Annotated in this window: 23 protein-coding genes; 10 read left to right on the forward strand and 13 right to left on the reverse strand. The window is 57.2% G+C overall.

The features are described 5' to 3' along the window. Position 1: 1 nt before the first annotated feature. The 4 genes from AC2D8O_RS01065 to aceB all read right to left on the reverse strand — a co-directional run bounded on the left by AC2D8O_RS01065 (position 2) and on the right by aceB (position 6,039). Positions 2-820, reverse strand: coding sequence for a hypothetical protein (locus tag AC2D8O_RS01065; RefSeq protein WP_484676923.1), 819 nt, complete (start codon positions 818-820; stop codon positions 2-4). A gap of 170 nt (positions 821-990) precedes the next feature. Continuing rightward, the gene (gene nadE, locus AC2D8O_RS01070; protein WP_484676924.1) at positions 991-2,964 is read right to left on the reverse strand and encodes an NAD(+) synthase; all 1,974 of its coding nucleotides are present in this window, start codon (positions 2,962-2,964) and stop codon (positions 991-993) included. Between the two features lie 93 nt (positions 2,965-3,057). After that, positions 3,058-4,344 carry an isocitrate lyase gene (gene aceA, locus AC2D8O_RS01075; RefSeq protein ID WP_484676925.1) on the reverse strand — a complete coding sequence of 429 codons (1,287 nt, stop codon included), beginning with the start codon at positions 4,342-4,344 and terminating at the stop codon, positions 3,058-3,060. A 99-nt stretch (positions 4,345-4,443) separates the two neighbouring features. Then, entirely contained in the window at positions 4,444-6,039 is a 1,596-nt protein-coding gene (aceB, locus tag AC2D8O_RS01080; RefSeq protein WP_484676926.1) for a malate synthase A, read from the reverse strand. Positions 6,040-6,471: 432 nt separating this feature from the next. Between aceB and gmk the strand changes: the two genes are divergently transcribed. From gmk to AC2D8O_RS01110, 6 genes are all read left to right on the forward strand, one after another. Then, a complete protein-coding gene (gene gmk, locus AC2D8O_RS01085) occupies positions 6,472-7,158 on the forward strand; it encodes a guanylate kinase (protein ID WP_484676927.1) in 687 nt (228 codons plus the stop codon). Beyond that, entirely contained in the window at positions 7,155-7,745 is a 591-nt protein-coding gene (nadD, locus tag AC2D8O_RS01090; RefSeq protein WP_484676928.1) for a nicotinate (nicotinamide) nucleotide adenylyltransferase, read from the forward strand. Before gmk ends, nadD begins: the two co-directional genes overlap by 4 nt. Beyond that, entirely contained in the window at positions 7,735-8,430 is a 696-nt protein-coding gene (locus AC2D8O_RS01095; RefSeq protein ID WP_484676929.1) for a CDP-alcohol phosphatidyltransferase family protein, read from the forward strand. Before nadD ends, AC2D8O_RS01095 begins: the two co-directional genes overlap by 11 nt. Positions 8,431-8,433: 3 nt before the next feature. Beyond that, complete coding sequence (locus tag AC2D8O_RS01100; protein ID WP_484676930.1) at positions 8,434-9,249, forward strand: FkbM family methyltransferase; 816 nt, start codon at positions 8,434-8,436, stop codon at positions 9,247-9,249. A gap of 271 nt (positions 9,250-9,520) precedes the next feature. After that, positions 9,521-10,750, forward strand: coding sequence for an SUMF1/EgtB/PvdO family nonheme iron enzyme (locus AC2D8O_RS01105; protein WP_484676931.1), 1,230 nt, complete (start codon positions 9,521-9,523; stop codon positions 10,748-10,750). Between the two features lie 81 nt (positions 10,751-10,831). Then, on the forward strand, positions 10,832-11,305 hold the full coding sequence (locus tag AC2D8O_RS01110; protein ID WP_484676932.1) for a low molecular weight protein-tyrosine-phosphatase: 474 nt from the start codon (positions 10,832-10,834) through the stop codon (positions 11,303-11,305). A 38-nt stretch (positions 11,306-11,343) separates the two neighbouring features. Here AC2D8O_RS01110 and AC2D8O_RS01115 read toward each other — a convergent pair whose 3' ends face one another. The 7 genes from AC2D8O_RS01115 to AC2D8O_RS01145 form a co-directional block, all read right to left on the reverse strand. Continuing rightward, complete coding sequence (locus tag AC2D8O_RS01115) at positions 11,344-12,369, reverse strand: NAD(P)H-dependent glycerol-3-phosphate dehydrogenase (RefSeq protein WP_484676933.1); 1,026 nt, start codon at positions 12,367-12,369, stop codon at positions 11,344-11,346. A gap of 5 nt (positions 12,370-12,374) precedes the next feature. Beyond that, positions 12,375-13,742, reverse strand: coding sequence for an efflux RND transporter periplasmic adaptor subunit (locus AC2D8O_RS01120; RefSeq protein ID WP_484676934.1), 1,368 nt, complete (start codon positions 13,740-13,742; stop codon positions 12,375-12,377). Positions 13,743-13,805: 63 nt separating this feature from the next. Next, entirely contained in the window at positions 13,806-15,359 is a 1,554-nt protein-coding gene (locus AC2D8O_RS01125) for a TolC family protein (RefSeq protein ID WP_484676935.1), read from the reverse strand. A gap of 97 nt (positions 15,360-15,456) precedes the next feature. Next, complete coding sequence (gene sdaAB, locus AC2D8O_RS01130) at positions 15,457-16,134, reverse strand: L-serine ammonia-lyase, iron-sulfur-dependent subunit beta (protein WP_484676936.1); 678 nt, start codon at positions 16,132-16,134, stop codon at positions 15,457-15,459. Between the two features lie 213 nt (positions 16,135-16,347). Further along, complete coding sequence (locus AC2D8O_RS01135; protein ID WP_484676937.1) at positions 16,348-17,472, reverse strand: hypothetical protein; 1,125 nt, start codon at positions 17,470-17,472, stop codon at positions 16,348-16,350. Positions 17,473-17,670: 198 nt separating this feature from the next. Continuing rightward, positions 17,671-18,819, reverse strand: a complete 1,149-nt coding sequence (locus tag AC2D8O_RS01140) for a T9SS type A sorting domain-containing protein (RefSeq protein ID WP_484676938.1) — start codon at positions 18,817-18,819, stop codon at positions 17,671-17,673. A 359-nt stretch (positions 18,820-19,178) separates the two neighbouring features. Beyond that, on the reverse strand, positions 19,179-20,447 hold the full coding sequence (locus AC2D8O_RS01145; RefSeq protein ID WP_484676939.1) for a T9SS type A sorting domain-containing protein: 1,269 nt from the start codon (positions 20,445-20,447) through the stop codon (positions 19,179-19,181). Between the two features lie 450 nt (positions 20,448-20,897). Here AC2D8O_RS01145 and AC2D8O_RS01150 point away from each other — a divergent pair, with 450 nt between their 5' ends. The 4 genes from AC2D8O_RS01150 to AC2D8O_RS01165 all read left to right on the forward strand — a co-directional run bounded on the left by AC2D8O_RS01150 (position 20,898) and on the right by AC2D8O_RS01165 (position 25,249). Beyond that, the gene (locus tag AC2D8O_RS01150; RefSeq protein WP_484676940.1) at positions 20,898-22,643 is read left to right on the forward strand and encodes a M3 family oligoendopeptidase; all 1,746 of its coding nucleotides are present in this window, start codon (positions 20,898-20,900) and stop codon (positions 22,641-22,643) included. A 122-nt stretch (positions 22,644-22,765) separates the two neighbouring features. Further along, positions 22,766-23,719, forward strand: coding sequence for an NAD(P)-dependent oxidoreductase (locus AC2D8O_RS01155; RefSeq protein WP_484676941.1), 954 nt, complete (start codon positions 22,766-22,768; stop codon positions 23,717-23,719). A 71-nt stretch (positions 23,720-23,790) separates the two neighbouring features. Further along, positions 23,791-24,519 carry a hypothetical protein gene (locus AC2D8O_RS01160; protein WP_484676942.1) on the forward strand — a complete coding sequence of 243 codons (729 nt, stop codon included), beginning with the start codon at positions 23,791-23,793 and terminating at the stop codon, positions 24,517-24,519. A 103-nt stretch (positions 24,520-24,622) separates the two neighbouring features. Then, the gene (locus AC2D8O_RS01165) at positions 24,623-25,249 is read left to right on the forward strand and encodes a superoxide dismutase (protein WP_484676943.1); all 627 of its coding nucleotides are present in this window, start codon (positions 24,623-24,625) and stop codon (positions 25,247-25,249) included. Between the two features lie 69 nt (positions 25,250-25,318). Here AC2D8O_RS01165 and AC2D8O_RS01170 read toward each other — a convergent pair whose 3' ends face one another. Next, positions 25,319-25,540 (reverse strand): (4Fe-4S)-binding protein, encoded by a 222-nt coding sequence (locus AC2D8O_RS01170; RefSeq protein ID WP_484676944.1) that lies wholly within the window; start codon positions 25,538-25,540, stop codon positions 25,319-25,321. Between the two features lie 22 nt (positions 25,541-25,562). Further along, a complete protein-coding gene (locus AC2D8O_RS01175; RefSeq protein WP_484676945.1) occupies positions 25,563-26,864 on the reverse strand; it encodes a hypothetical protein in 1,302 nt (433 codons plus the stop codon). Positions 26,865-26,899 lie beyond the last annotated feature (35 nt).

The following is a 26,899-nucleotide window of genomic DNA, read 5'->3' on the forward strand; positions in this document are numbered from 1 at the left end:
CTTATAAGCTGGCTGACACACGCCTTCGGTACATCAGCACCAGTAGAATCGCTAATAAGCAGCTTACGACCAAAAGCAGGGGGATGGAATGTATCTCCAACATGTGCTTCAGCCACGGAAGACGGTGTGAGGCTACTGCCATGGAAAGCCATTCCACCAGAAACATACCAGCATAGCTGGCTACAGTTACCCATAAGCTGCCGCTGTACAGGTGCACCAGCGTCAGAACCCCAAAGACAAACGTCAATGCGATGACTCCACTGAGCTGCAACTGGCCCACCATAAACACAACTCCTACCAGGCCACTGGCCAGTAGCGGATGGCCTGTCATCCGACTGGCCACTTTACTCATCCAGCCCTGATAAAAGAAAGCTGTGCTTACCGGCATTACGACACCTAGATAAAGCAAGCCCAGCAAGGGATGAGCCCCTATGCTGGATACTACCAACTCGTTGGCTGTTCTATCCGCAGCAAGCAACCCAGATGTAAAGCCCGACAACCAGTCTGTCAGTCCCAGCTCACCTTGCAGCAACTCTAGCTGGTATCCGAAGGGAGTCAGCAGAACGCCAGTAACAAAGGCCAGTAGGTAATGTATGCTATGTGCTGGCCGCCTCAGATTCAGCTCCGCACCTATCTCTCCTGTGAGGCTCGCCATCAGCACCGCTCCACCCAGATAGCTGATAAGCATATTGGCGGTAAGCACCAGTATGAATATCAACGGATTGTGTGCTCCGCCACTGGCCCAACCCAAACCCAGCAATGCTGACAGTCGCTCTATTACCAGATTAAAGGTGCCACTGCCCAGCGTATAGCTAATCATGCTTACCGCCAGAAGCAAAAACAGCCGCACCAACAAGCCAGCGACAAGTACTTGCCACGGCCTGACGTTCAGGAGACCGAATACGCTACTGTCTTTTGAATACATCTGCCAGCGAATGTCCCTAGTAACGGATTCTTCCTGTCAATTCGTCCAAAAGCCAAAAAAGTGTACTAAAAAGCCTGGCTGCCTGTATCCAACAGATAGTCCTGAAGCTCTTGCAACTCCTGCTCAAAGCCGCCATTGAGGATTGGAAACCGACACCAGGTCCTCGGATCCAGATTTGCATCATCGAGATGGAAGGAAGGCGCATACCGCTCACGCTTCCACTGATTGCGCGCCCACAACCGGAAGAACCGCCCTATCCACGCCCCAAGCTGTTGCGATGAAACGTCCTTGACCTCAGGCCGAAGCTTCTGAAACGTCTCCAGCGGCGACCTGTACTCATGTATTGCGCAGCGTTCTATCCGATCCAGTATCGCATAGGGCATCAGATCGGCCTCGTCGGTCTGGTGCTGATCGGATGGGCGCAACTCGGCCGTCGGCTGCAACTGGTTCACATAGCGAAGGCTTGGCAAAGCCAGTGCTGCTTCAGCCCACCGCAGCCATTTCAGCAGTGTCGCTTTGTCAATGCCGCCCAGTGGTGCCAATCCGCCCGCGGTATCCCCATCCATGGTGCAGTAGCCTACCGCGGCTTCACTGCGGTTGCTGGTTGTTATCAGCAGCGCCCCATAAACGTTGGCCACCATCCACACACCGGGGGCACGCACACGCGCCTGCACGTTCTGCAGCGCCAGGTCGTCCGTCTGCCAACTCAGCTGCCGGCCCAGCGCCTGCTCGGTCATCCGGTGATACCCTTCCAGTTGTTCCTGTATCTGCCACAGGTGAAACGGCGCTCCCAGTCCCTCGGCCAGCTCACGGGCACTGGTTTCAGTAACCATTCCACTGTTGGCTGTCGCCTGATACACCAGGGTAAGGCCCTGAGCCACTACTGGCTTTTCCTTGTCTAAAGCCCAATAGCCCAGTTTCTGGTAATAGAGTTCTGCACCCAGCGCCCGCAGCGGTTCCGTGAGAGCACGTGCACACAGTACCGCACAAGCCGAGCTGTCGGCCCCACCTGAAAGACTGATCACAAACCCCCGGCTTCGAGACTTTCGCATATAGTCCCACAGGCCCAGTGACACCGCTCGGCTGAATTCTTCTTCCTTGGGGAGGTCCTGGTCTGGCACGTCCAGCAACTGGGCAGGCGCTTCGCTGCATGCGCCGAGTGCCGGCCCATCCGACACCACTAGTTCCGTGCTCGGGTGCGGCAGCGGTTCAAAGCTGAACAGCTTCTTTTTCGCACGGCGGGGACTCTCAGGGTCAACTACCGCTGTCACCAGCTGGAAGTCGGTAAACTGGAAGCGCTCGTTCTGTGCCAGCAGTTTGCCCGACTGTGCTATCAGTATCTCGCCGTCATAGACTATCCTTCCAGCCTCGTTCCCTACCAGATTTGTGTACACGTAAGTGCAAGCATACGCGCGCGAGGCCTCTGTCACCAGATTGTGCCGAATGCGTGTCTTGCCGAACGCAAAGTGCGAGGCGCTCGGGTTCAGGATCAAGTCTACGTTGTTGTAGTAATGCCGCTCGGCGGGGCGTCGGCCAGCCCACGCGTCTTCGCAGATTTCCAGCCCAATCCGAACGCCATCCACCTCAAATATCATGTCCCCGAAAGGCACTGGCTGCCCCTCGAACAGGTAGTCTGTCAGTGCCCCCTGTGGCCATTCCTTGAACCAGCGCGGCTCATAGTGTACACCATCGCCTGGCAGGGTCTGCTTGGCCACAAAGCCCAGCACCTGTGCATCGTGTAGCAGGGCCACCACGTTGTACACACTGTTTTCGTGCGTCATGGGCAGGCCCACGGCTACCACCAGTCCTGCGGTCTCAGGCAACAGTTGCTTCAGGCTGTACAACGCTCGCCGGGTAGTCTCGTCGGCATAGAAAGCATCGTCGCACCCATAGCCACTGATGGCCAGCTCTGGCAGCACCAGCACCGCCACGCCCTGCTTATGGGCCTCACGGCAGGCCGCCTTCAGCACGGTCAGGTTCCCAGTCCAGTCCAGCGGCGTTGTATTTACCGCTGCCCCTGCCACTTTATAGCACTTCATACCTTAAAGGTACAGCCTGCGCTGTTTTATAATTCAAACAAAAAGCCCCGGACGCTTTCGCCCGGGGCACATCCATACGCACTAACTCAGTCTTCAGGCATGCTGCTGCACAAACTGCGCAGCTTCGGTGCTGTCTTTGATGGCTACGGTGTTGCTCTGGCCGCCCGTGATGGCCATCTGTACTTCGTCGAAATAACCTGTACCCACGAAGCTCTGGTGCTTGATGGCCCGGAAGCCCTGCTTCTCCAGCTCAAACTCGTGCTCCTGCATTTTGGTGAAAGCCGCCATACCGGTCTTGGCGTAACCCGACGCCAGTTCGAACATGTGGCTGTGCAGGCTGTGGAAACCCGCCAGCGTGATAAACTGGTAGCGGTAGCCCATGGCACCCAACTGCTCTTGAAAGCTCGCGATGGTATCCACGTCCAGGTGGCGACGCCAGTTAAATGACGGTGAACAGTTGTAGGCCAGCATCTTGCCGGGGAACTTCTCATGCACTGCCTGGGCAAACTCGCGCGCCTCTCCAATGTCAGGCGTCGAGGTCTCACACCAGATCAGGTCGGCATAGGGTGCATAGGCCCACGCACGCTCTATGGCGTATTCCAGCCCACCTTTGATACGGTAGAAGCCTTCAAACGTCCGCGCACCCTCGATAAACGCATGGTCGCGCACATCTACATCGCTCGTCAGCAGGGTAGCGCTGTGGGCGTCTGTACGGGCCACCACCAGGGTGGGCACGCCCGCTACGTCTGCCGCCAGCCGCGCTGCATTCAGCTTGCCGATAAACTCCTGCATCGGCACCAGCACCTTGCCGCCCAGGTGGCCGCACTTCTTCTCGCTGGCCAGTTGGTCTTCAAAGTGCACGGCCGCCGCGCCAGCCTCTATCATAGCCTTCATCAGCTCGTAGCTGTTCAGTACGCCCCCAAAGCCCGCCTCGGCATCGGCCAGAATCGGCACCAACCAGTTGCGGTCTTTCTTGCCGTTCATGTGGTCTATCTGGTCGGCACGCAGCAGCGCCGCGTTGATCTTCTTCACCACATTGGGCACGCTGTCCACCGGATACAGACTCTGATCAGGGTATACCTGGCCTGCTGTGTTCGCCTCCGCGGCCACCTGCCAGCCAGAAAGGTAGATGGACTTCAGCCCGGCTGTCACCATTTCTACTGCCTGGCCACCCGTCAGGGCGCCCAGCGCACGTACAAACGGTTCGTCCTGCAGCATCTGCCACAGCCGCTCAGCGCCCATGCGCGCCAGCGTGTGTTCTACCTGCACACTGCCACGCAGCCTGAAGACTTCCTCAGCCGTATAGGGCCGGGTAATGCCTTTCCAGCGGGGGGCCGTGTTCCAAAGCTGGGTCAGCTCCTGGGGGGTTGTAGGTTTCATCTGTCGGGGAAGAGGTATTAATGTGTGTTCGGGAAAGCAACTGTGTGTTCGGTTCAGGGAGGTTGATCGGTTCCCTGGTTGTTTTCGTCGGTGTTTTCGTCAGGCAATCTCCTCGTAGGCGGGCACGGTCAGGAATTCCGTAAAGCGGGGTGTGCGCACCAGTCGGTCAAACAGCAGTACGGCGCGGCCCATCGTGCTGGCTTCAAAATCGCCGGTCACTTCAGTTTGCAGCCGGGTTTTCAGTTCGCCCAGCAGCTGTTCATACAGCCCTTCGGTAAAGGCACGGCCATCGGCCAGCCGCACCTGCCCATTGTGCAGCCACTGCCAGATCTGCGCCCGCGAAATCTCCGCCGTCGCCGCATCCTCCATCAGGTTGAACAGCGGCACACAGCCCTGCCCACGCAGCCAGGCTTCCATGTACCGGATGGCCACTTCCAGGTTGTTGCGCACACCCGCCTCGGTCACCGTTCCTTCTGGCACACGCAGCAGGTCTTCGGCTGTCACTTTCAGGTCCGGTATACGCTTGCTCAGCTGGTTGGGGCCTTTCAGTATGCCGTCAAACACTTCCATGGCTACCGGCACCAGACCGGGGTGGGCCACCCAAGTGCCGTCGTGGCCATAGCTGGCCTCACGCAGCTTGTCGGCGTGCACTGCCGCCAGCGCCTTGGCATTGGCATCTTCGTCGCCCTTCACCGGAATGTAGGCCGACATGCCGCCCATCGCAAACGCCCCGCGCTTGTGACACGTCTCTATAACCAGTTGGGCATAGCTGCGCAGAAAGTGCGTGGTCATCGTCACCTGGCCACGCTCGGGCAGCACACGGTCCTTGTGCGCCGACAGCTTCTTTATGTAAGAGAAGATGTAGTCCCAGCGGCCGCAGTTCAGGCCCGAAGCATGGTGCCGCAGTTCGTAAAGTATCTCTTCCATTTCGAAGGCTGCGGGCAGCGTCTCGATCAGCACCGTGGCGCGCACCGTTCCTTCGGGTATGCCCAGATAGCGTTGCGAGAACACAAACACTTCGTTCCACAGCCGCGCTTCATGGTGGCTTTCCAGCTTCGGCAGGTAGAAGTACGGCCCACTGCCACGCCGTATCAGCTCCTTGGCATTGTGGAAGAAATACAGCCCGAAGTCGAACAGCGAGCCCGACATCGGCTTACCCAGAAACTTCACGTGCTTCTCATCCAGGTGCCAGCCCCGTGGCCGCACCACCAGCGTTGCCGTCTTCTCTTTCAGCTCATATCGTTTGCCCTCGGCCGTCTCCAGCGAGATGGTCCGCCGCACGGCATCGTAAAGGTTCTTCTGCCCTTCCAGCTGGTTGCTCCAGGTGGGGGTGTTGCTGTCTTCAAAGTCGGCCATGAACACCCGTGCACCCGAATTCAGCGCATTGATCACCATCTTCCGGTCTACCGGGCCCGTAATCTCCACCCGGCGGTCGGTCAGGTCTGAAGGGGCAGGAGCTACATGCCAGTCACCTTCACGTATGTGTGCCGTCTCGGGCAGAAAGTCGTACAGCTCGCCTGCATCCAGGCGCTTCTGCCGTTCGGCCCGCGCAGCCAGCAACTGCTGGCGCCGTTTGCCAAACTCTGCCTCCAGCGCCTGCAGAAAAGCCAGGGCCTCAGGAGTCAACAACTGAGCCTGTGCCTCCGTTGTAAAAGAAGCCTTTTCCGAAAGGCTTAGCGTAGAATGTGCGTTCATGTAACGTGCGGGATGTTTTGCTAAAGATAGCGCAACAGAATCGCCGCTTGTCAATCATTTTCGCAATTAAGATTACCCTAAAACCGCATCCTCTAAATCAGATTATCCTAAAGTTTTGCCATTCTCGCAATCTGCTGATGTCCGTTTTAGCAAAATGGAAAAACCAGACAGTTTGATGCGCACAATTCAACCAACCCCTACAAAACGGTCGTTAGGTTACACTTTTTTCATTGTACTAACACTTTAGTCGCAAATCCCTCAAACTGCGAGTACCCGTTCGACTCACCTAACACTCCTCATTGGAATCATCAAATACCTGCCGTTGCTAGACCGCAGGCGCATCCCGACGCTGCCAGAAGGAGCATTCTGCTATTATTTAGCCCTTGGGCGGTGCGCCGTCCTCCCTTTTCCCGATATTTGCACACCGGCACGGTGCCGGACGCTTCCCGCCGCATGGCCGAGCCCTCGCCTCAGCACCTCTTCTCTTCCGCGGCCGACACCCCTACCCAACGTGTCGTAATCTTCAGCGCGCCCAGTGGGGCTGGTAAAACCACCATTCTCCACGCTGCCCTTGAACGGCTCGCTTACCTTACCTTTTCTGTCTCGGCCACTACGCGCCCACGGCGTCCCCACGAGCTCCATGCCCGCGATTACTACTTCCTCGACCAGGAGCAGTTCCGCGCCCACATCGCCGCCGGAGACTTCCTCGAGTGGGAAGAAGTATACCCCGGCCGCTTCTATGGCACCCTCCGCACCGAAATGCGCCGTATTGCCGAAGCAGGCCAGTGCGCCGTCTATGAAGTTGATGTGCAGGGCGGCCTTAACCTGAAACGCATCTTCGGCGACGATGCCCTGGCCCTCTTCATCGAGCCTCCGTCGGTAGACGTCCTCCGCACCCGCCTCCGTGCCCGCAACACCGAGTCTCCCGAAGAAATCGAGAAGCGTGTCAACAAAGCCGAGTACGAGCTGTCCTTCGCCGACGAGTTCGACCTCTGTATCCGCAACGAAAGCCTCGACGATGCCATCGACGCAGTTGTGCAGTGCATAGACCATTTCGTCCGCCACGACAGCCTGCCGCAGCCGCTTCCCACCTTCGCCCGCATCCCCCTCAAGTCATGAAGGTTGGGCTCTTCTTCGGCTCCTTCAATCCCATCCATGCTGGCCACCTGATTCTGGCCCAGGCACTCCTCAACAGTGGGCGGGTAGACCGCGTCTGGTTTGTCGTCTCTCCCCACAATCCCCTCAAAGACAAGAAAACCCTCGCCCCCGAAACCGACCGCCTGCAAATGGTGGAAATGGCCTGCCAGGGCAACGACCGCCTGGTCGCCTCCAATGTTGAGTTTCTGCTGCCCCAGCCCAGCTACACCATCGACACCCTCACACACCTCGCCGCACGCTACCCCAGCTACACCTTCTCCCTCCTCATGGGAGAAGACAACCTGCGCACCCTTCACCGCTGGAAAAATTACGAGGCCCTGCTCCGCCACTACACCATCCATGTGTATCCACGGGTAATGCTGGCAGGCGAACAGCCCGAAGCCACCCCGACCCTCGCGGGCGACATCCAGTTCCTCTCCGACGTCTCGGTACTCGACATCTCCGCTACCCGCATACGCAACATGGTCGCGGCGCAGCACAGCATCCGCTATCTTGTCCCCGATTCCGTCATTCAATTCATCGAACAGCGCGGCCTCTATGTCCGTTAAGCAGCAACTGCCCAACTTCGTCACCCTGCTCAACCTCGCCTGCGGGGTCGCTGCCTGTGTCGTAGCTTTCCATCAGCAGCCCTATTGGGCCGAAACGGCTGCACTGCTGCTGCTGGGTGCTGCCATCGCCGATCTGTTCGATGGCCTGCTGGCCCGCGCCCTCAAGGTCGAAAGCCCCATGGGCGCCCAGCTCGACTCCCTCGCCGACCTCGTTTCTTTCGGCCTCGCCCCGGCCGTCATGCTGCACGTACACCTCCGCTGGGACGGCCAGCCCCTCTGGGCTTGGCTCCCGCTGGTGCTGCCCCTCTTTGCCGCCTGGCGCCTCGCCCGCTTCAACGTCCGCCACGACATCGCCCCCTCTGACACCTTTGAGGGCCTGCCTACACCCGCCAACGGACTGTATGTAGCCGCACTCGTACTGGCCGTCAAAGGCCCCCTGTATATGTTTCTCCCCATGCCGCTCCTGGGCGCATTGGTGTTGTTGCAGGGTATGCTCATGGTCTCTACCGTCCCCTTCATGGCCCTCAAGGGCAAGGGCTGGGGTATCCAGCGGCGCTGGCCGCTTTATGCCCTCCTCGGGCTTTCTGCCGGGGCCATCTTCTGGCTCGGTATGGGCGCCGCTCCCATCATTTTGGTGCTCTATCTGCTGTTCTCCATCCTCTCCGCGCGGTATACCCGCCCCTGAACAATGGTTACCCGGGGCATTCTCGCTGCGCTGACACTCAAGCAACTGGGCAGCATCTTCCGCAATAGCACCCTGCGCAATATCCTCTGGCTGGCCGTCCGGTACGCCCGCAGGAGCCGCAACACCCCTACCACTTTTCGGTTTGCTGGACTCGCTTTTCACGTGCCCGACTTCCTCAGTGTATTGTGGCAGCTGCAGGAAATCTTCGCCGACGACTTCTACCGCTTCCGCCCCACCTCCCCCCAGCCTGTTATCATAGACTGTGGTGCCAATGTCGGCACCAGCGCCCTCTGGTTCGCCAACACTTATCCGCAGGCACGCATTCTTGCCTATGAAGCCGACCCGCATGTCTTCGTATACCTCGCAGGCAATCTCGCCCGCAATGGCATCACCAACGTTGAGGCCCGTCAGGCTGCCGTCTGGACACACTCCAATGGTGTATCCTTCGCCAGCACCGGCGCCGACAGTGGTGGCATTCATTCTGCTGGCAAACTGTCGGTTCCCAGTATCCGCCTGGCAGATGTCCTTTCACAACACTCGGTCATCGACTTCCTTAAAATCGATATCGAAGGCGCAGAAACCGCCGTGCTTATCGACTCCGCCCCCCAGCTGTCGCGCGTCCAGCAGCTGTTTGTGGAATACCATTCGCCCAACGATGCCCCCAGTACTTTGCCCGAGATCCTCAGCATCCTGCGGCAGGCTGGCTTTGAGGTCGACATACGCAATGCACAGGCAAGTCGGTTTTCCACACCCTACTTGTATCCTCCCGACCAGATACTCCTGAACCTCTTTGCCTGGCGAACGGCCAACCCCAATTGATGTACCCGGCAAACCGTATGCAGTTCAGCACGTTAGGCGCAAAAAATAGTTTCCAGAACATTCACATGCTTGCGCCGCTGGATTTTCTTCGTAGCTTGGCTTGGCATTTTAGAACCAACTCTTCTGCCAATTTGGTCGGGAAAGCGCCCCAGCAGTCTGTCTAATCCGGTTTTCGGAGTTATTCACACCGTACGCGTTTATTTCCGGCTTTTGTTTGCATTGGAAGTTTGGCATATATTTGCGCAACCTCAAACCGCATTACTACCTGATTATGAGACTACGCTACAAAGCGTTGATGGCCATTGCAGCAGTTTCCCTCCTTCAAGGCTGCTTCTTTGGCGGTAACAGCGACATCAACCGCGTGCCGAAAGTAAGCTCCAAGACTGGGGCTGAATACAACGAAGAAGGCGGATTCCAGGTGAAGGACTACGCTGGTCCCGAAACCGCTCCCGGCCTCGTCTTCGTTGAAGGCGGAACGTTCATCATGGGTAGTGGCGAAGAGGACATTGCGGGCGCAATGGACAACCGCGAGCGTCAGGTTACGGTTGCCTCCTTCTACATGGACCAGACCGAAGTTGCAAACGTGGACTGGAAGGAATTCCTCTACCATGTTCTGCAGGACTCCGGCCAAACCAAATACGAGCGCATGCTCCCCGACACCATGGTATGGTATCGCGAGCTTGCTTACAACGACCCCTACGTACAGTACTATTTCCAGCACGAGGGTTTCAACATGTACCCCGTCGTTGGCATCAACTGGTACCAGGCTAATGAGTATTGCGCTTGGCGTACTACCCGCGCCAATGCCATCAAGAAGGAAGATGACGGCGAAGAGGATTTCGTAGCCTACCCTGCCTACCGCCTGCCCTCTGAAGCAGAGTGGGAATATGCCTCGCGCGGTGGTCTCGAGCAGGAACTGTATCCCTGGCAGGGCAAGTCCCTCCGCTGGACATATGGTAATCTTCAGGGCCGCTTCCAGTCGAACATCAAGCGCGGTCGTGGTGACTATGCCGGTCGTTCCAACCAGGGCAAGTCGAACATGTTCGAAGGCCTGAATGACGGTTACATGATTACTGCCCCTGTAGGTGCCTTCTGGCCCAACGATTTCGGCCTCTACAATATGGCTGGTAACGTAGCTGAGTGGACCTTTGATACCTATCGTGTTCTTTCTTACGAAGACGTTGAGGATCTGAACCCCGCCCGCCGCCGTGGCCAGACTGAAGACCAGCAGACTGCTGACGACAACTACGACGGTTCTACCTCGCTCCTCTACCACCCCGAAAATCCCAACTGGCAGTCGCAACCCGACATCAAAGGCCGTCGCGGTGGTGTTAACGACAACGTAAAGGTATACCGTGGTGGTTCTTGGGCCGATATCGCCTACTACAGCACCACTGGCGCCCGTCGCTTCTACAATGCCGACTCCAGCGCCGCCACCATTGGCTTCCGCTGCGCCATGATCCGCGTCGGCAGCCCGATGCGCACCAAGAACGACCGTTAATAGAACGCAAGGTTTGAGATATGAAACGTGCAGCCAATGGCTGCACGTTTTGCTTTTGTACCCAGCTTCCAATTGCAGCACATGACTGCCTCTGTACTCTTCGTTTGTCTAGGCAATATCTGCCGCTCGCCCATGGCACATGCCGTCTTCCGCCATCTGGTGAAAGAAGAAGGGCTCACAGACCAAATCCGAATCGATTCCTGTGGCACAGGAGCCTCCCATGTGGGTCATCCTGCGGACCATCGGACCCGACAACTGCTTCAGCTACACGAAATTCCCGATTACCATACGGCACGCCAGCTCACTCCACAGGATCTACACACCTTCCAGTACATCCTCTGTATGGACCGCTACAACCTGCAGGATGTACAGGAACTTGCACAACTCCGTGGCCATGACACCCATCACATTCGCCTTTTCCGCCATTTTGACCCGGAAGGCCCGGGCAATGTCCCCGACCCCTATTACGGCGGCATACAGGGCTTTCACGAGGTCTATGCAATGGTAGACCGCACCTGCCGCACACTGCTCCAGCATATAAAAAGCCCCAGATAACTCTGGGGCTTGCCGTTTATCTCATAATACTGCCCAGGCTAGCGAAACCCAGGCAAAAGGCCTTCCAGTGTGGCTGCCGCATCAGCCCCCTCGTGCAGCACCCGATATACCGCATGGGCAATTGGCAACTGCTCAGGACGCGTACGGCCTGCCATCAGACGCGAGGCAAAGTAGCCCTCCGCCACCATATTCATGTGGTCCAATGCCTGCTGTGGCGTCATCCCTTCGCCCACAAACCGACCAAGGGTACGGTTTCGGCTGTGCTGACTGTAAGCTGTTACCAGCAGGTCTCCCAGATAAGCGCTGTCTGCAATGTGTCGCTCGGCGGCAGCTACTGGCGCCAGTTCGCGCAGAAACAGGTCCATTTCGCGCAGACAGTTCGCCGTATACATCGCCAGATAGTTATCGCCATATCCCAGCCCCAATGCCAGCCCTATCCCCACAGCATAGATGTTCTTTGTAATCCCGGCAAACTCCAGGCCCGCCACGTCATTGGAGGTCACTACATGCATGTGGTTCCAGCGAAGGCTGTCAGCTACCAACTCGGCTGTGGCCTTATCGGCTGAGCCTACGGTCAGCAGTGTAGTGCGCCCCCGCGAAACCTCTTCGGCATGGCTTGGGCCAGCTACCACTGCATAATCCTCTGGCTTTATATGCAGCGTTTGGGCAAAAAACTCGGCCATGCGAAGCCCACTGTTGACCTCCAACCCCTTGATGGCCGAAGCAATTTTCTTGCCTGCCAGGTCGGCGGCCGTCAGTTGCGAGGTAGCACTGCCAATGTAGGCTGCCGGTATAACAAAGAGCACCAGATCAGCTGGCGCCACACATTCCCGAATATCCGTGCCTACCCACAGCTGGCTGCGGTCAACCTTTGCCTCTGGCAGATAGCTGGGGTTGCGGCCGGTTTTTCGTATATGGGCTACATCCTGCGGGTCGCGCAGCCACCATCGCAGGCGATGACCTGCTTCTGCCAGCAGCTCTGCTAAAGCAGTCGCCCAACTGCCTCCGCCAATGACGGCAACAGTTGGGCGCTGCAACAATTCAGTCGGTTCTATATCAGCCATGTACCTTATTTAGGTTGACCGGCCGGGCCGCCTGGGCCGCCTGGACCTTTCTTCTGGTCAGCAGCCTTCACGCGTACCAGGGCGCCATCGTTCAGGAGCTTGGTAATCGTCACGTACGGACCCACAACCAGGCGCTCATTCTCCTTCAGGCCTTCCTTCACCTCGATGAAGTCGCCATCGCTGATGCCAGTGGAAACGGGTACCATCTTAACCTTTACGGCAGTTGCGCTGGAATCCAGCACATAAACCACTTCCTTCGGCTTGGCACCACCTGCGCTGCCACCCATGGCCGCACTGCGGTCAATGGTAACCGCGGCAATCGGTACCGAAACTACGCCCTCAACACGGTCTGTGAAGATGTTTACCATCGCCGACATACCTGGGCGGAAAGGACCTTTCGTCTTCGGCAGGCCCGCCATTACCACCGGATCGTTTATGTACGACGCCGGGTCAATGGCAACCTTTACAGGATAGGCCGTAATCTGGTCCTGCGAGTTGGTGGCGGCTGCACTGGTACCGCTCGCGGTGTTGGGCGAGTAGGCAATTTCAGACACCCGGCCACGGAACAGTTTGCCCGGGAAAGCATCTACCTCAATGGTAGCAGTGTCGCCCAGTGAGATGTTCACGATGTCGTTCTCGTTTACCTGAATCTGAACTTCCATGTCCGTCAGGTCGGCAATACGCATGGCTTCTGTACCTGCCATTTGGCCCGTACCTACCAGACGACGGCCTACTTCTGCGTCTACTCGGGTAATCGTTCCGTCCATGGAAGCATATACGCTGGTACGCAGCAGGTTCTCGCGCGCCTGCTTCAGGCTGGCCTCCGCACTCCGAACACGATAGTAGGCAGCGTTCATCGACTGACGGGTCTGCTCTACAGTCGCCTTGCGAACTTCGTAGTTCAGGCGGGCGGTTTCAAAATCCTGAACAGAAATTACCTTTTGCTCAAACAGCGTTTTCTGGCGCTGGAAGTTGATCGAATCCTGCTTCAGGTTGGCAATACCACTCTGAAGGGCAGCACGCTGGTTCTCCAGATCGGCCTTGGCGCTGTTCAGCGAAGCCGTAGACTGCTCCAGAGCGGCCTGGAAATTGTCGGGGCGTATCACGAACATCAGCTGGCCTTTGCGCACAAACTCGCCTTCTTTTACGTGCACCGAAATCACTTCACCCGACACGTCGGAAGTAATCGGAACTTCAACGTCGGCCTGAATCGTACCCGATTCAGATACCTTCGAAATCAGCGTGCGCTTGGCGGCCTTGTCAGCCTCCACTTCGATGCCTTGCTTGCCACCGATTACACCGGTGAATTTCAGAACCACCAGGAGGGCAATGACTGCCCCGACGATGATCCCGATTAGTTTCCATCCTTTCATAGCTGCTGTTGGAGAATAGGGGGTGAGGAAGAGTGAGTCGGAAATTGAAGTACGACTAGCCGGTTAGAACGTGATCGGCTTGCCCTGGAAGAAGTCCAGAATCTTCCGGCGGAAATAATAGTTGTAGATCGACTGTAAACGCTGCTGCTCGATACGCGAGCGGTTGTTCAGCGCTTCCAGATATTGCACAAAGTTGATGGTGCCCGCGTTGTACTGCGCCTCGGCAATCGTAAACGCCTCGTTCAGGGCTGCCGACTGACGCAGCAGACTGCGTTGCTGCTCCTGTGCTGCCAGCACATCGAAATATGACTGACGCACTCGCAGCTGAAGGTCGTTCTGGGCCTGCGCGTAATCCAGTTGCGCGTTCTTGTACTGAATCTTGGCAATCTGGAAACCTCGACCTACCTGCCAGCCGTTGAAAATCGGAATATTGAGTGACAGGCCGAGGAAATAGCTCTTGTTGTCGCTAAGCTGAGTAAAGTAGGGAATCTCTCCGCCGGTTACACCTGTGAGTGGGTCGCGGAACACCTGGTTTGACGAATAGCTCGAGCTGAAACCAGCGTTGAAAGTCAGCGTCGGGAAGTAACGCGAGAAGGCTACTTTCTGGCTGTAGCGGGAAGCCTTGAGGCGGAAACTCGATTCCTTGATTTCCGGCATGTTCTCCAGCGCATAGGCTTCTACTGCCGTGATGGGCGGCAGGCTCTCATTCGTCAGGCGCGATGCAACCACCGAAGTATCCACCGCCTGAAAATCGTAGCCGCCATCCAGGCTGTCGCCGGGTGCTTCCTGTATCAGTTGCAGCAGACGAATCTTGTCCGTGCGAAGGGTGTTCTGCTGGTTAATCAGGTTCAGCTCTTCTACTGCCAGTTGGCTCTGCACATTCAGTACATCAAACTTAGTGCCCGAGCCTGCGCGATACAGTTTGTCGGTGCGCTCATACTGGCTTTGCAGCAGCTTGATGCGCGTCTGGGTAATATCAATGTTCGACTGGTCGAACACCACATTCAGATACGCCAGAATCACGTTCTGGGTCACGGTATTTCGAGTACGGGCCAGCCCTTCAATCGCTGCATCATGGTTTGCCATGTTCTGCCGCAGTGTGTAATAGCGGCTAAGACCCGCAAACAGCGGCGTCGACAACCCAAGCTGTGGGCTGCTGGTATTGGTATTACGTTCTACCCGCGCAAAAGTGATCTGGTCAAAGGCCGTACCGAAAGATCGGTTGAAGTTCGCCGAACCGTTCACCGATGGGATGTACGCCAGCTTCGATTGAAGCTGATCCACCTGGGCCTGCTGAAGGCTGTTCTCAGCCCGCATCACCGTGAGGTTGCGTTCCAGTGCCAGATCTACGCACTGTTGCAGGGTAAGCTGCTTCTTGTTGGTGCCAGTGGTTTGGGTCTGCTGCTCCCGGAAACGGTCGGTCTGCTGGGCCTGCACTGCCGTGCTCAGGCCGGCCACCGCACAAACCGAGGTCAGTAACGCGCGTTTCAGGCGCGTGGTCAATTGGACGCGTGTCATATACATTGTGTTGAGCGTGAGTCCAGCCTTCAGTGGCAGCAGTTCCTTGTGGGTTTCTCTGGTCACCTCGCCGGTCAGCGATATGCACAAAGAAGACATCGGTACCCTAAGGGTTGCATTCTCCGCAGACTGGGAGTGAAAAAAGATGGATGGATGGGAGAAAAAACAGGAAAAACGCGTCTAGGTTGTCAGATTTTCAGCTCAGTGGCGGCAGCTTGGTTACCGATTTCACCCACCACAGCGAGCGCATATAGTCCAGCGACAGTTGTGAGAGCGGACTGTCGACCTCCAGTATCAGACAGGCCAGGTTGTTCTTGGCCTTTCGCCCAACGGTCATGGTGGCGATGTTCGAGTTGTCGTGCGAGCAGATGCTTGCGATGAACGCGATAGAGCCCTTTGTGTCATCTGCCTTCACAACCAGTGTGTCCAACTGCGTCGTGAAATTGGCATGGAATCCGTCAACCTCCACGATGGACACCAAACCACCACCCCGAGACACCCCCAACACTTCGGCCGTCGTTCCGTCTGCCGCTGTACACTGAATCCGAAGTGAGTTCGGGTGCAGTTTGCTCGCACTCATCACCGACCGGTAGCTGTAAGTCAGCCCTACTTCCTTCGCAATCTCAGGGGCATTCCGCAGACGCTCGTCATCCGTCGGAAAGTCCATCAGACCCGCCAGTACCGCGCGGTCGCTGCCGTGGCCCTCATAAGTTGCCGCAAACGAATTGTAGAACGTAATCACCGCCGACACCACCGGCTGACCCAACGCATGCCGTGCCGCACGCCCGATGCGTACTACACCAGCCGTGTGCGAACTCGAGGGTCCAATCATTATCGGCCCAATCATGTCGAAGATGGAACTGCGTTCTGTCATACTTGCAGGCCAATATTAACAAAAACAACCTGTTTGGCCGTGTCTGAAAGCAATATGACAGCCCAAACAACAATCCAATAAAGGCCGATTTTTACACTTTGTGGCGTCGCGCCTCTTGCTATTGCCGCCTATTAACACTCTTCTTTCAGCAACAAAGCCCCACAGACGCGCGGGGCTTTGTTTTGTTAAAAAGCTATAATGGCCACAATCTACTCAGGGCCGAAGCACCCGCACCAGTTGCTGCTTATCTCCTGCCGATAGCCGAAGTAGATACACACCGCTCTTCTGTTGCTGCAACTGGCTCGACAAAACTGCCGTCACAACCCCCAGATTACCCGACACCCGACACACTACCCCGCCGCTGACATCCAGCATCTCGGCTCGGTGCTGTGTCTGCGCACTCAGCTCCGGGGTCATCAGAACAATCTCCAGCGGGCCAGTCACCGGGTTCGGCCGCACCGACCAAAATGCTGCATCCTTCCCTGGGCCATCAAGTTCCAGTACAGGGCTGTAGGTGTACGCTCCATCAAAATCTACCTGCTTCAGCCGATAATACAATGTGCCGCTCGGCGCCATGGTATGCACGTAGCTGTAGTCACGCACCGTCTGTGTGGTTCCACTCCCCGCTATTCGCCCCAGCTGGCTAAAGACTGAACCGTCACTTCCATACTCAACCTCGAAGTGCGAGTTGTTCAACTCGCTTGCGGTTGTCCAGCGCAGATACACATTTCCACCTTGCTGCTCCCCGGTAAAGGCCACCAGCTGCACAGGCAGTGGGGTCACGGTTGGGCATGGCGCCGTAGGGCAATCACATGGAGGCGTACAGTTCCCATTGATTGTGCCACCGCCAGAAATAGGAAGCCCGGCAAAACCCCCAAAGCCAATCAGATCACCCGTCACGTTGATGGTGCCGTTCACCGTCAGATCCGACCCCACGCCCAGCAATCCATTCACGTCTCCATTGACGTTCAGCGTCGTTCCTGTAGCAACAATCAGGTCGCCACCCAGACCCGTCATGTCAATATCACCCGTGTTGAGTGTGCCCGTACCTGATATGGTAAGGTCTACGCCAAACACACCCAAAAAGATGTTCCCAACTGTCGCCGTCACGCCCGGGTCAACTATGATACCTGCATATTCGGTCAGGTTCAATCCGGCATTCGTAAAGTTCGCCTGAAAGGTCACCGTATGTGGCCGGCCACCAGCAGGAGAGGTGGCAGGTGGCGCACTAGGCGTCCAGGTTGCCCCATCCCAGATGTAGTTGATTGCTGAAACCTGAATGGGTAGTAGCAAACAGACCAGCGCTGTTGCTATCAGTGTGCGTAGTAGTAGCTTCATGGTAGGTTCACTGGAAATAGAGGGGTAATACTTACAAATTAGCACTCCTCCTCCTAAATCACCCTACCATCTGGTTAAAAAATCAGAGGTTCTGGCCGAAAGCAGAATAACCACCAGTTATAGAAAAGACCTGCAACACACACCATAAAAAGAAAAGGGGCGCTGGCGCGCCCCATTTCTGTATCACGTTATCTCAACTCACGGCTTCACGATTCGGAAAGTCTGCATTTTATCGGCAGCCTGAAGACGAATCAGATACAGACCGCTGTTCTGCTGTTGCAGAAGCGTGCTGGCCATGCGCGTAATCGAAAGCAAATCGCCATTGAGGCTCGTAAGCAGATTCCCATTCCCCGACAGGATGTCCAGACGATGCCGCACCGACGAGTTCAGCTCTGGTGTAAGGATGACAATCTCCAGCGGCGCCGTTACAGGGTTGGGACGCACCGACCAGAAGTTGTCCGATGCACCTCCAACTTCAATCACAGGGCTGTATTCAAATTCACCCGAGTAATCTACCTGCTTCAAGCGGTAGTACAGTTGGGCAGCACCAGGGGCGCCTACATCCGAGTAACCGTAGCTGTAATAGCCCGAACGGGTGCCTTGGCCTTCTACACGGCCAATGTTCACGAAGTTGGTGCCATCGACCGAACGCTCTACCTCGAAATGCGAGTTGTTCAGCTCCGTAATGGTAGCCCACTGAAGACCCACATTGCTGCCTTGGCGCTCGCCCCGGAATTCAATGAGCTTGACAGGAAGTACGGCACCGCCCGATGGACACGGACTCGTGGGGCACGCACAGGGGTTGGGCGTACAGGTACCCGTAAGCGAGCCAGAGCCCCCAAAGAATGTGTTGCCACCGTTGCCGGGTGTAATATTTCCTCCTACCGCTACATTCACACCACTACCGATGAAAATGTTCTGCGAGTTACCCAGATCCAGTTCGCCAGTAACGTTCACGTTCAGCGTACCGCCATTCGTGTCAAACGTCAGGTTACGGTTGTTGTTGATCGTTAGGCTTGCCATTGTTAGTGACGCCGAACCCGAACCTGCTGTTAGAATGATATCCATCGAACCCGCGGGTCCGTAGGTTATCGCGCCCAACGAAACAGTGTAGTTGCCGTCAATAACAATGTCATAACCCGTGCGGTTAAAACCAGTGTTGTTGAAATTTGCCTGAAACACAAGTCGATCGCCGTTCGCAGGTGCAGAAGGGGGCGGAGTGCTGGGCGACCATGCGGACCCATTCCATATGTAATCTACCGCCATGGCGCTCTGCGCCATCAGCAGGAATGCCGCAAGGCCTGCGAACACGCGCAGACGCTGCGAAAAGTTGGTAAAACGTGACATAATCTCTCTAGCCTGGTAAGCAGTGGTTGCAAACATACTAGCAATCACCGTGCCGAGATCTGTTTATTACATGTAAATAGGTCTAACACTTACCAGATTACCGCTTTCCAGCCAATCCTACTTCCCTTCTTTTAAGCATTTACCACAGATTAGGTATGGCTATTGCTATAAGTAAATAAACGTAATGACCCAAACTTGGAACGATCTTCCCACTACCGTAACAATATTATTATAAACAACTTAAATCCCTTCTGACCTTTACTAGTAGAAAGGAGCCACTTTTACTTATCCACCGCCGGGAACCACCAACGTCGAATTAGTAAAAAAAGACTCCTTTCTAGGTCTATTTCACTCAGCCATCAAGGCTTAAGGAGCCGGAACTGCCTTCGTTGCCCTTCCGCGCCAACTTCCAATACATACATGCCCGCTGGCTGGTCGGCCAGAATCCCCGGCAGTCGGCTGTTTACCTGTGACAGTGTGCCTTCTGTGCGGTATACAACGGCGCCGGCCTGGTTAAGCAGCACAATCCGATGTGGAGCATCAGCCGTGATTTCCGCTGTAAGCAGTACAACCTGAACGGGGCCACTCACAGGGTTGGGCAGCACCTGCCACAACTGGCCAGCACGCCCATCTACTTCCACAGTAGGACCTGCATTCCGCTGCCCATCATAGTCAATCTGCTCAAGACGATACCATACCCGCCCCGCAGGAGCCGCTATATCTAACCAGCTGTACCGCTGGGCCTGCTGCGTTGTGCCATGACCCGCTACCGCAGTTACTGCTTCAAACTGCCGGCCATCCTGGCTGCGCAGCACAACAAATTCCCGATTGTTCTGTTCACTGGCAGTCTCCCACTCCAGCAATACACCCTGCGCACTCCGCTCTGCCACAAACCGCACCAACCGCACCGGCAGCACACCCGAGCCAGCCACCACTGCACATGGGCAGCTTGCTGCATCCGTACACACTGCCGCTGGGCTGTTTACATTTCCATTGAGCGTGGCCGTACCACCTACAGCGAAGCCGCCACAATTGCCTCCCGTGCCCGTGTAGCCGATCGTCGCACCAAAGTTGTTCGTCAGGTTACCGGAAACCTCCACCACCGAACCCGTCCCAAAATTGGTAGTCCCGGTGTTTGAAAAGTCACCTGTTACATTGAAATCAGTACCCGTAACACTGATGGTCGCTCCACCATTGTTCGACACGTTGCCGCCGACATTGATACTGCCCCCGGTGCTGGTGGTAGTCCCCAGATTGGCCAGGTTCCCCGACGTCGACAGGGCGCCAGAGTTTGTCAGGCTTGCACCACCGTTCACGGTAATGTTGCCCGTACCAGTGTAATTGCCCGTGTTGCTGAAAGTGCCCGCAATACTGGTAGTGCCACCCGTGTTGGTAGTCCCGGTATTGCTGAAGCTGGATCCGCCATTTACCGTCAGGTTGGTGCCAATCGTCAGCGTACCACTGTTGCTGTTGGGCACAGAGTTCGAAATTGTCAGAGCGCCATCTATGGTTGTCGTGCCCGTCAGGGTAAGACGAGGGTCGCCGCCGCCGTTCACTGTCGCCGATCCATCCACCTCCAGCGTGCCTTCGCTCCGGAAGTTGCCAAAAATCGACAGGTTACCCGTCATGCTCACACTGGAGCCCGAATTCGAAAGAAATGCAGGGGTAGTGTTGTCTGGTTGGTTGCTTACCGTCAGTGTGCCCTGTATGATCAATGTGCCACAAACCTCATAGCGTGCATTGAATCCAACCGTCAGGTCGCCAGTTATGGTGACGGTCTGACCAGCCGGAATACAGATTTTTTCGCCCCCAGCGGGCGTTACGGCTGCACTTCCAGAGGCATAAGTCCCAGTTGTTGCACTCCGGGTACAGCCCGAACTGCATTGCGCGTAGCTTTGTTCAACTGCTGCGGTACTGCATAACAGAAACAGTACCCACAGGCGTAGACATTTATTCATGACAGGGTCTTGGTTTTATAAAGGGTTGTGAAAAATAGTCATGCACAACCATTGTGCCACCATCTAAAGCGCCCTTTTAACCTTTGCCCTCCCTCATCTGATACCGGAAGCACTCCCAATATGGAAACAACTGTCGCACCGCTGGACATCCAGAAGCCCGTCCGCAAGCTACTCCCAGCCGACTTCTCCCCCTCCGACGTCGCTACCCTGGAGCCTTGGTATCAACAGCTGGAAAACGCATCCATCCAGTCTGTCGACGACCTCCGCACATGGATGCACCAGGTAGATGAACTGCAATCCGTCTTGCAGGAAGACCTCGGCCGCCGCTACATCCGCATGACCTGCAACACCCAGGACGAAGCCGCCGTGCAGGCCTACCAGTATTTCGTTGAGCACATCAGTCCCTACACCACCCGCCGCGACCAGACCCTCACACGAAAGTTCTACGACTCGCCCTTCCGCCAGCAGCTTGTCGGCCCCGAATACGACATCGTCAGCCGCCTCGCTGCCAAAGACATCGAGCTCTTCCGCGAGGAAAACGTAGACCTCCAAAGCCAGATCGACCTCAAGGCCCAGCAGTATGGCGCCATCTCCGGGGCCATGACCATCGAGCACGAAGGTCAGACCCTCACCCTGCAACAGGCCGGAAAGCTCCTCGAAAGCACCGACCGCAGCCTACGCGAAACCATCTGGCGCAAGATCGCTGAGCGCCGTGCCCAGGACCGTGACCGCCTCGACGATCTCTTCGACGAGCTGCTGGCCCTGCGCCACAAAGTGGCTCTCAATGCCGGCTTTACCTCCTTCACAGACTACATGTTCCAGGCGCTCGGCCGTTTCGACTACAACCGCGCCGACTGCCTCGCCTTCCACGATGCCATCGAAAAAGCCGTCGTCCCGCTCTGCGATGAAATCAACGAGAACCGCCGTCAGCGCCTCGGCCTCGGCACTCTAATGCCCTGGGACACCGCCGTAGACCCCTTCGGAACCGAGCCTCTGCACCCCTTTGCCACCGACAAAGAACTGCTCGACCGCTCCATTACCCTCTTCCAGCACCTCCGCCCCGAACTCGGCAGCATGGTCCGCACACTCGACATCATGGGCCATCTGGATCTTGGTTCGCGCATCGGTAAAGCACCCGGTGGCTACAACTACCCGCTCAACGAAACCGGCGTGCCCTTCATCTTCATGAACGCCGTAGGCACGCAGAGCGACCTCACCACCATGGTGCACGAATGTGGCCACGCCTTCCACTCCTTCGTCACACGCGACCTCGCCCTTTCCGCCTGGAAAAATGTGCCCAGCGAGGTAGCCGAGCTCGCTTCCATGAGCATGGAGCTCGTATCCATGCAGCATTGGAACCTCTTCTACACCAGCCCCGCCGAGCTGCGCCGCGCCCAAATCCAGCAGATTCTCCGCTCCATTACCATCCTGCCCTGGATTGCCGTCGTCGATGCTTTCCAGACCTGGCTTTACGACAACCCTACCCACACCCGGCAGCAGCGCCGCGACAAGTGGACCGAACTCCACACCCGATTCTTCGGCAACTCTGTCTCATGGGCTGGCCTCGAAGATGACCGCAGCTGGCTCTGGCACCGCCAGCTCCACATCTTCGAGGTGCCCTTTTACTACATCGAGTACGGCATGGCCCAGTTGGGGGCCCTGCAGGTGTGGCGACGCAGCACCGAGAACCCCCAGCAGGCATTGGAAGATTATCTGAAGGCGCTCCGTCTCGGCTACACCCGCCCCATTGGCGAGGTCTATGCCGCGGCAGGCGTTCGCTTCGACTTCTCCGCCGATATGCTCCGCAACCTCACCAGCTTTGTGCGACAGCAGCTCAACACCCTTGGTTTCTTTGCCGTCAGCTGACAACCTTCCGGGAACGTACCAGCGGGCGCAACTGTAAAATCAGCTGCGCCCGCTGCTTTTCTTCGCTTTCCTCCCCACAATTCCGGAAGTTTGCAGCCGCCGACAAACCGAACAGACAAATCATGACCAAACTCCTCGTTATCGACCACTTTGAGGCCGACTTTGTAGCCCAGCTGCAAACGCTCTCTCATGTCGACGTCGAGTATGCCCCCGACATCGGCCCCGAAAGCGTCCGCCGCCGACTTCCCGATGTCACCCTCCTGGTCATGAAGAGCAAACTCGCCATCCGCGAGCCCGAGCTCAAGCTCTGCCAGCAGATGAAACTCATTGTGCGCGCTGGCGCTGGCCTCGAACACATCGACGTTGCCGCTGCCAAAAAACGGGGCATCAGCGTCAAGGCTACACCCGGCGGCAATGCCAATTCCGTGGGCGAACAGGCAGTCGGCATGCTCCTCTCCCTCATGCACAATGTCTCCCGCGCCGACCGCCAGATGCGCCTCGGCCAGTGGAACCGCGAAGGCAACCGGGGTTTCGAACTCGGCGACAAAACCGTCGGCATCATCGGCTATGGCAACACTGGCCGCGCCTTTGCCAAACGCCTCTCCGGCTTCGGCTGCAAAGTCCTTGCATACGATAAGTATCGCAAAGACTATTCCGATGCTTACGCCCGCGAGGCCAGCATGGAACAGATTTTCGAAGAAGCCGACGTCCTGTCCCTGCACGTACCGCTCACCGAAGAAACCCGCTACCTCGTCAATCAGCAGTTTCTCGACCGTTTCCGAAAAGCCATCTGGCTCTTGAACCTCGCGCGGGGCCCTGTCGTCCTCTCCGAAGCCATCCTCGAAGGCTTGCGCAGTCATCGACTGCTTGGTGTAGGGCTCGATGTCTTCGAAAACGAGGACTTCACCACTCTCACCGCCCGCGACGAAGGCATCATGCTCGCCTTTTCCGAGGCCGACAACCTCATCATGACGCCACACATCGGTGGCTGGAGCCACGAGAGCGCCCGAAACATCAACCAGATGGTGCTTACCGAACTCCGCGAGTGGCTCCGAATCCACGGCAACGCCCACTGATACCACTGTCTGCTTTTTCCAAACCCTGAGAATCCTTGCGCCTTGGCAGTACTTTTGCTCAAAGCACTGCCATGAAACGTCTGATTCTTCTGATCCTGGGTCTGGCCGCTAGCCTGTCTTCAGTCCTGGCCCAGCAGGCCACTGCCAACGGAAAGACCCGTATCATCGACTTCACCCTCGTCCTGGAGGGGCCCGAACAGATTATCAATGGCGTAAACACTGGTCTCTACGGGCCGCGCACTTCCGTCTGCGTGCGCGACAGCAACCGCGGCGAACTCCCCACCGCCGACACCCTTACCCTGCTGCTGGAAAAGGAACTGAGCCTCGTCCTGCAAACCACCCTTCAGCGCACGCAGTACAACAACAGCCCCTCGGCCTTCCGTCCCGGCCGCGCCCTCATGAGCCTCCCCGGCATGACAGGCGGTAATCCCCGCAGCTACCGAATCATCGCCCTCCCCGACGAAGTAACCCCTGCCAACGCCTTCCGCGCCGACCCCACCCTCGACTGGGGCATCGTCATCCACGCCCGGGCATACCGCGAACTCGGCCCCGGCGCCAAAGACATCACCAACCTCCAGCAGACCGAGTTCTACGAACTCAACCTCCGCATCGACGTCTACGACCGCAATGGCAAGCTTCGTGGCTCTTCCGAGGCAAAAGCCGTCCGCGGACCCGGCGTCAAGGTTTCCCGCCGTGTCATGGGCGTCCGCAAGTCCGACTCCTCCATCTCTGGCTTCGAGCTCGCACAGCTTTTCCATGCGACCCTGCCCAAAGCGCTGAAGTCGCTCCGTGTCCGCTGATTCCCTGCCCTTCCGAACCCAACCTGTCGGTTCCGTGTTTAGATTGCAGTTCCGGGAAACACTGCCGGACTGACCACCAACCGACATACTACAATTCAGCAATATGGCTTTCACTCTCCCCGCGCTCCCCTACGCACCCACTGCGCTGGAGCCTCACATCGATGCCATGACCATGGAAATCCACCACGGTCGGCACCATAACGCATACGTCACCAACCTCAACGCGGCCGTAGACAAGCATGCCGAGCTCGCTGGCAAGTCGCTCGAAGACCTCATCCGCAACATCAACGGCCTCCCCGCCGATGTGAAAATGGCTATCCGCAACAACGGTGGCGGCCACTGGAACCACGCGTTCTTCTGGGAAATCATGGCCCCCAATGCAGGTGGCACTCCCACTGGCACCCTTGGCAAAGCCATCGAAGCCAAATGGGGCTCTTTCGACAAGTTCAAGGAAACCTTTGCCGCTGCCGCTGCTACCCGCTTCGGCTCGGGCTGGGCTTGGCTCATTCTCGGCGCCAATGGCCTCGAGGTTGTCAGCACCCCCAACCAGGACAACCCCCTCATGGACATCGCCGAGGTAAAAGGCACCCCCATCATCGGCTGCGACGTATGGGAACACGCCTACTACCTCAAGTACCAGAACAAGCGCCCCGACTACGTAGGCGCATGGTGGAACGTCGTCAACTGGGCCAAGGCAGAGGAACACTACGCGAAGGCTGGCGGCAAGTAAGCGCTACCCTCCAAAACAGAAAGGCCAGCGCATTGCTGGCCTTTTTTATTTCTATTGTAACGCCCGTGCTCAGGAAACAATGCTCAGCGCACCGCTGGGGCATTGCTTCACCTGAGCCACAATCTCCTCGTCTGTCGCCTGGTGCATCTTGATCCAAGGCTTCTCGCGCGGCTTGAACACCGCTGGCAACCCTTTGGCACAGTTTCCACAATGGATACACAGTTCCGCCTGCCAGCGCACAGTGATGCGCCCGTTGCTGTAATCTTTCGCTGCTTCTGTTCCGCTTTCCATTGGCTGTTTCTTTAGGCTGAATTTAACGAGGATTCAGCTCAAGTCGACGGATTTCCACCGCCTGCCACTCCCCATCTGCCGCCGCAGTTCCATCCGCCTGTACTCGGTTCCACTGGCTGTTGCCGCAGTAGTAAAACGCATCGCCCACCACACAGCCAAGCGTGGGTTCGCCCCAGCCCGCCGTGTTCTGTTCCAGCACTTCCAGCCGCTCCACACGCATGCGGTCAGGTGCCAGTGTCAGCCGTACAATCCGTTGTGGGTCCGTGCCATTCTGTACCGCTATCAGCTGCCCCTTCCATGCATACAGCCCGTCTATCCCCGTCAGACAGATGCCCTTCGCCACTTCCAGGCGCCCTTGCGTGCCCATCCTCAGGTCAATCCAGTGCAGGCCCGTCGAATAATCGGCCACTATCAGATGGTTGCCTACCTGTGTCAGCCCCTGCAATGATCGCCCACCCTGTACACGCAGCCACGGCGACAGCTCCAGTTCTTCCGCGCCATCGCGCTTTATCCTGTACACTTCATTGCCCGTGCTGTTGGTGGCATACACCCAGCCATCCGTTGCCACACACACGTCACCCAGCACCACGTCGCGGCCTTCCAACGGTGCCACCATGTGCCTCCGCAGGCGCTTTCCGGTCTTCACCTGAAATACCTCCAGTGCAGCATTACCCCGCAGTGCACTGTCTATACCACTCGCGGGTAGGGCAGCGGTTGCGGCCCACAGCTCCCTGTGGTTGGCATCCAGAAAAAGCCCCATCACGCCATACAAGTCCGGCAACTGGGCCGCAACTTCCACTTTGGTGACTTTCCGTTTGGGTATCCGCAGCAGCATGCGCGGCCGTACACCTCCCACATACCAGTCCTGCCGCTGGGCGTCATAGGCCAGCCCCTCTGCCAGCAGCGGCAAGGGCTGCGGCAACCGCACTACCACTGACGAGCGCCCTGCGCCCGTCTGCTCGCGGTTGCGCTTCATCTGTGCCACCAGCGTCTGATAGGCTGTCTCCGTCGCAAAACGGCCAAAAGCGGTGTCCTGCTCCACTGGCAGATACAGGCCGCTGGCCGCTATTTCCTTCAGCGCAGCATACATACCCCCACGCTCGCCGATCAGGGCATATGCGCGCGCCAGCCTGTACCGAAAGCCCATGTGCGTAGGCAGCGCCTCGGCGGCCTGGGCACTCAGCTGCACATACGCGCCTGTATCTCCTCGCTGTAGTGCTGCTCTGGCTTCCTGACTCAGTTGCCATGCATCCTGCCGCGACCACGCCGGCAGCGCCAGCCACATCAACAGCCCCACTGTTCCGGCCATGCACACTTGTTTCATATACCAAAATAAAAAAGGGGCCGAAGCCCCTCGTT

Source organism: Pontibacter sp. T17, from assembly GCF_057219875.1.

Bases quoted from the DNA above. Each gene is read 5' to 3' on its own strand.
- AC2D8O_RS01065 (WP_484676923.1), bottom strand. From the start codon at position 820: ATGATTAGCTATACGCTGGGCAGTGGCACCTTTAATCTGGTAATAGAG.
- nadE (WP_484676924.1), bottom strand. From the start codon at position 2,964: ATGAAGTGCTATAAAGTGGCAGGGGCAGCGGTAAATACAACGCCGCTG.
- aceA (WP_484676925.1), bottom strand. From the start codon at position 4,344: ATGAAACCTACAACCCCCCAGGAGCTGACCCAGCTTTGGAACACGGCC.
- aceB (WP_484676926.1), bottom strand. From the start codon at position 6,039: ATGAACGCACATTCTACGCTAAGCCTTTCGGAAAAGGCTTCTTTTACA.
- nadD (WP_484676928.1), top strand. From the start codon at position 7,155: ATGAAGGTTGGGCTCTTCTTCGGCTCCTTCAATCCCATCCATGCTGGC.
- AC2D8O_RS01095 (WP_484676929.1), top strand. From the start codon at position 7,735: ATGTCCGTTAAGCAGCAACTGCCCAACTTCGTCACCCTGCTCAACCTC.
- AC2D8O_RS01100 (WP_484676930.1), top strand. From the start codon at position 8,434: ATGGTTACCCGGGGCATTCTCGCTGCGCTGACACTCAAGCAACTGGGC.
- AC2D8O_RS01105 (WP_484676931.1), top strand. From the start codon at position 9,521: ATGAGACTACGCTACAAAGCGTTGATGGCCATTGCAGCAGTTTCCCTC.
- AC2D8O_RS01110 (WP_484676932.1), top strand. From the start codon at position 10,832: ATGACTGCCTCTGTACTCTTCGTTTGTCTAGGCAATATCTGCCGCTCG.
- AC2D8O_RS01115 (WP_484676933.1), bottom strand. From the start codon at position 12,369: ATGGCTGATATAGAACCGACTGAATTGTTGCAGCGCCCAACTGTTGCC.
- AC2D8O_RS01120 (WP_484676934.1), bottom strand. From the start codon at position 13,742: ATGAAAGGATGGAAACTAATCGGGATCATCGTCGGGGCAGTCATTGCC.
- AC2D8O_RS01125 (WP_484676935.1), bottom strand. From the start codon at position 15,359: ATGTCTTCTTTGTGCATATCGCTGACCGGCGAGGTGACCAGAGAAACC.
- sdaAB (WP_484676936.1), bottom strand. From the start codon at position 16,134: ATGACAGAACGCAGTTCCATCTTCGACATGATTGGGCCGATAATGATT.
- AC2D8O_RS01135 (WP_484676937.1), bottom strand. From the start codon at position 17,472: ATGAAGCTACTACTACGCACACTGATAGCAACAGCGCTGGTCTGTTTG.
- AC2D8O_RS01140 (WP_484676938.1), bottom strand. From the start codon at position 18,819: ATGTCACGTTTTACCAACTTTTCGCAGCGTCTGCGCGTGTTCGCAGGC.
- AC2D8O_RS01145 (WP_484676939.1), bottom strand. From the start codon at position 20,447: ATGACGGGTAACCTGTCGATTTTTGGCAACTTCCGGAGCGAAGGCACG.
- AC2D8O_RS01150 (WP_484676940.1), top strand. From the start codon at position 20,898: ATGGAAACAACTGTCGCACCGCTGGACATCCAGAAGCCCGTCCGCAAG.
- AC2D8O_RS01155 (WP_484676941.1), top strand. From the start codon at position 22,766: ATGACCAAACTCCTCGTTATCGACCACTTTGAGGCCGACTTTGTAGCC.
- AC2D8O_RS01160 (WP_484676942.1), top strand. From the start codon at position 23,791: ATGAAACGTCTGATTCTTCTGATCCTGGGTCTGGCCGCTAGCCTGTCT.
- AC2D8O_RS01165 (WP_484676943.1), top strand. From the start codon at position 24,623: ATGGCTTTCACTCTCCCCGCGCTCCCCTACGCACCCACTGCGCTGGAG.
- AC2D8O_RS01170 (WP_484676944.1), bottom strand. From the start codon at position 25,540: ATGGAAAGCGGAACAGAAGCAGCGAAAGATTACAGCAACGGGCGCATC.
- AC2D8O_RS01175 (WP_484676945.1), bottom strand. From the start codon at position 26,864: ATGAAACAAGTGTGCATGGCCGGAACAGTGGGGCTGTTGATGTGGCTG.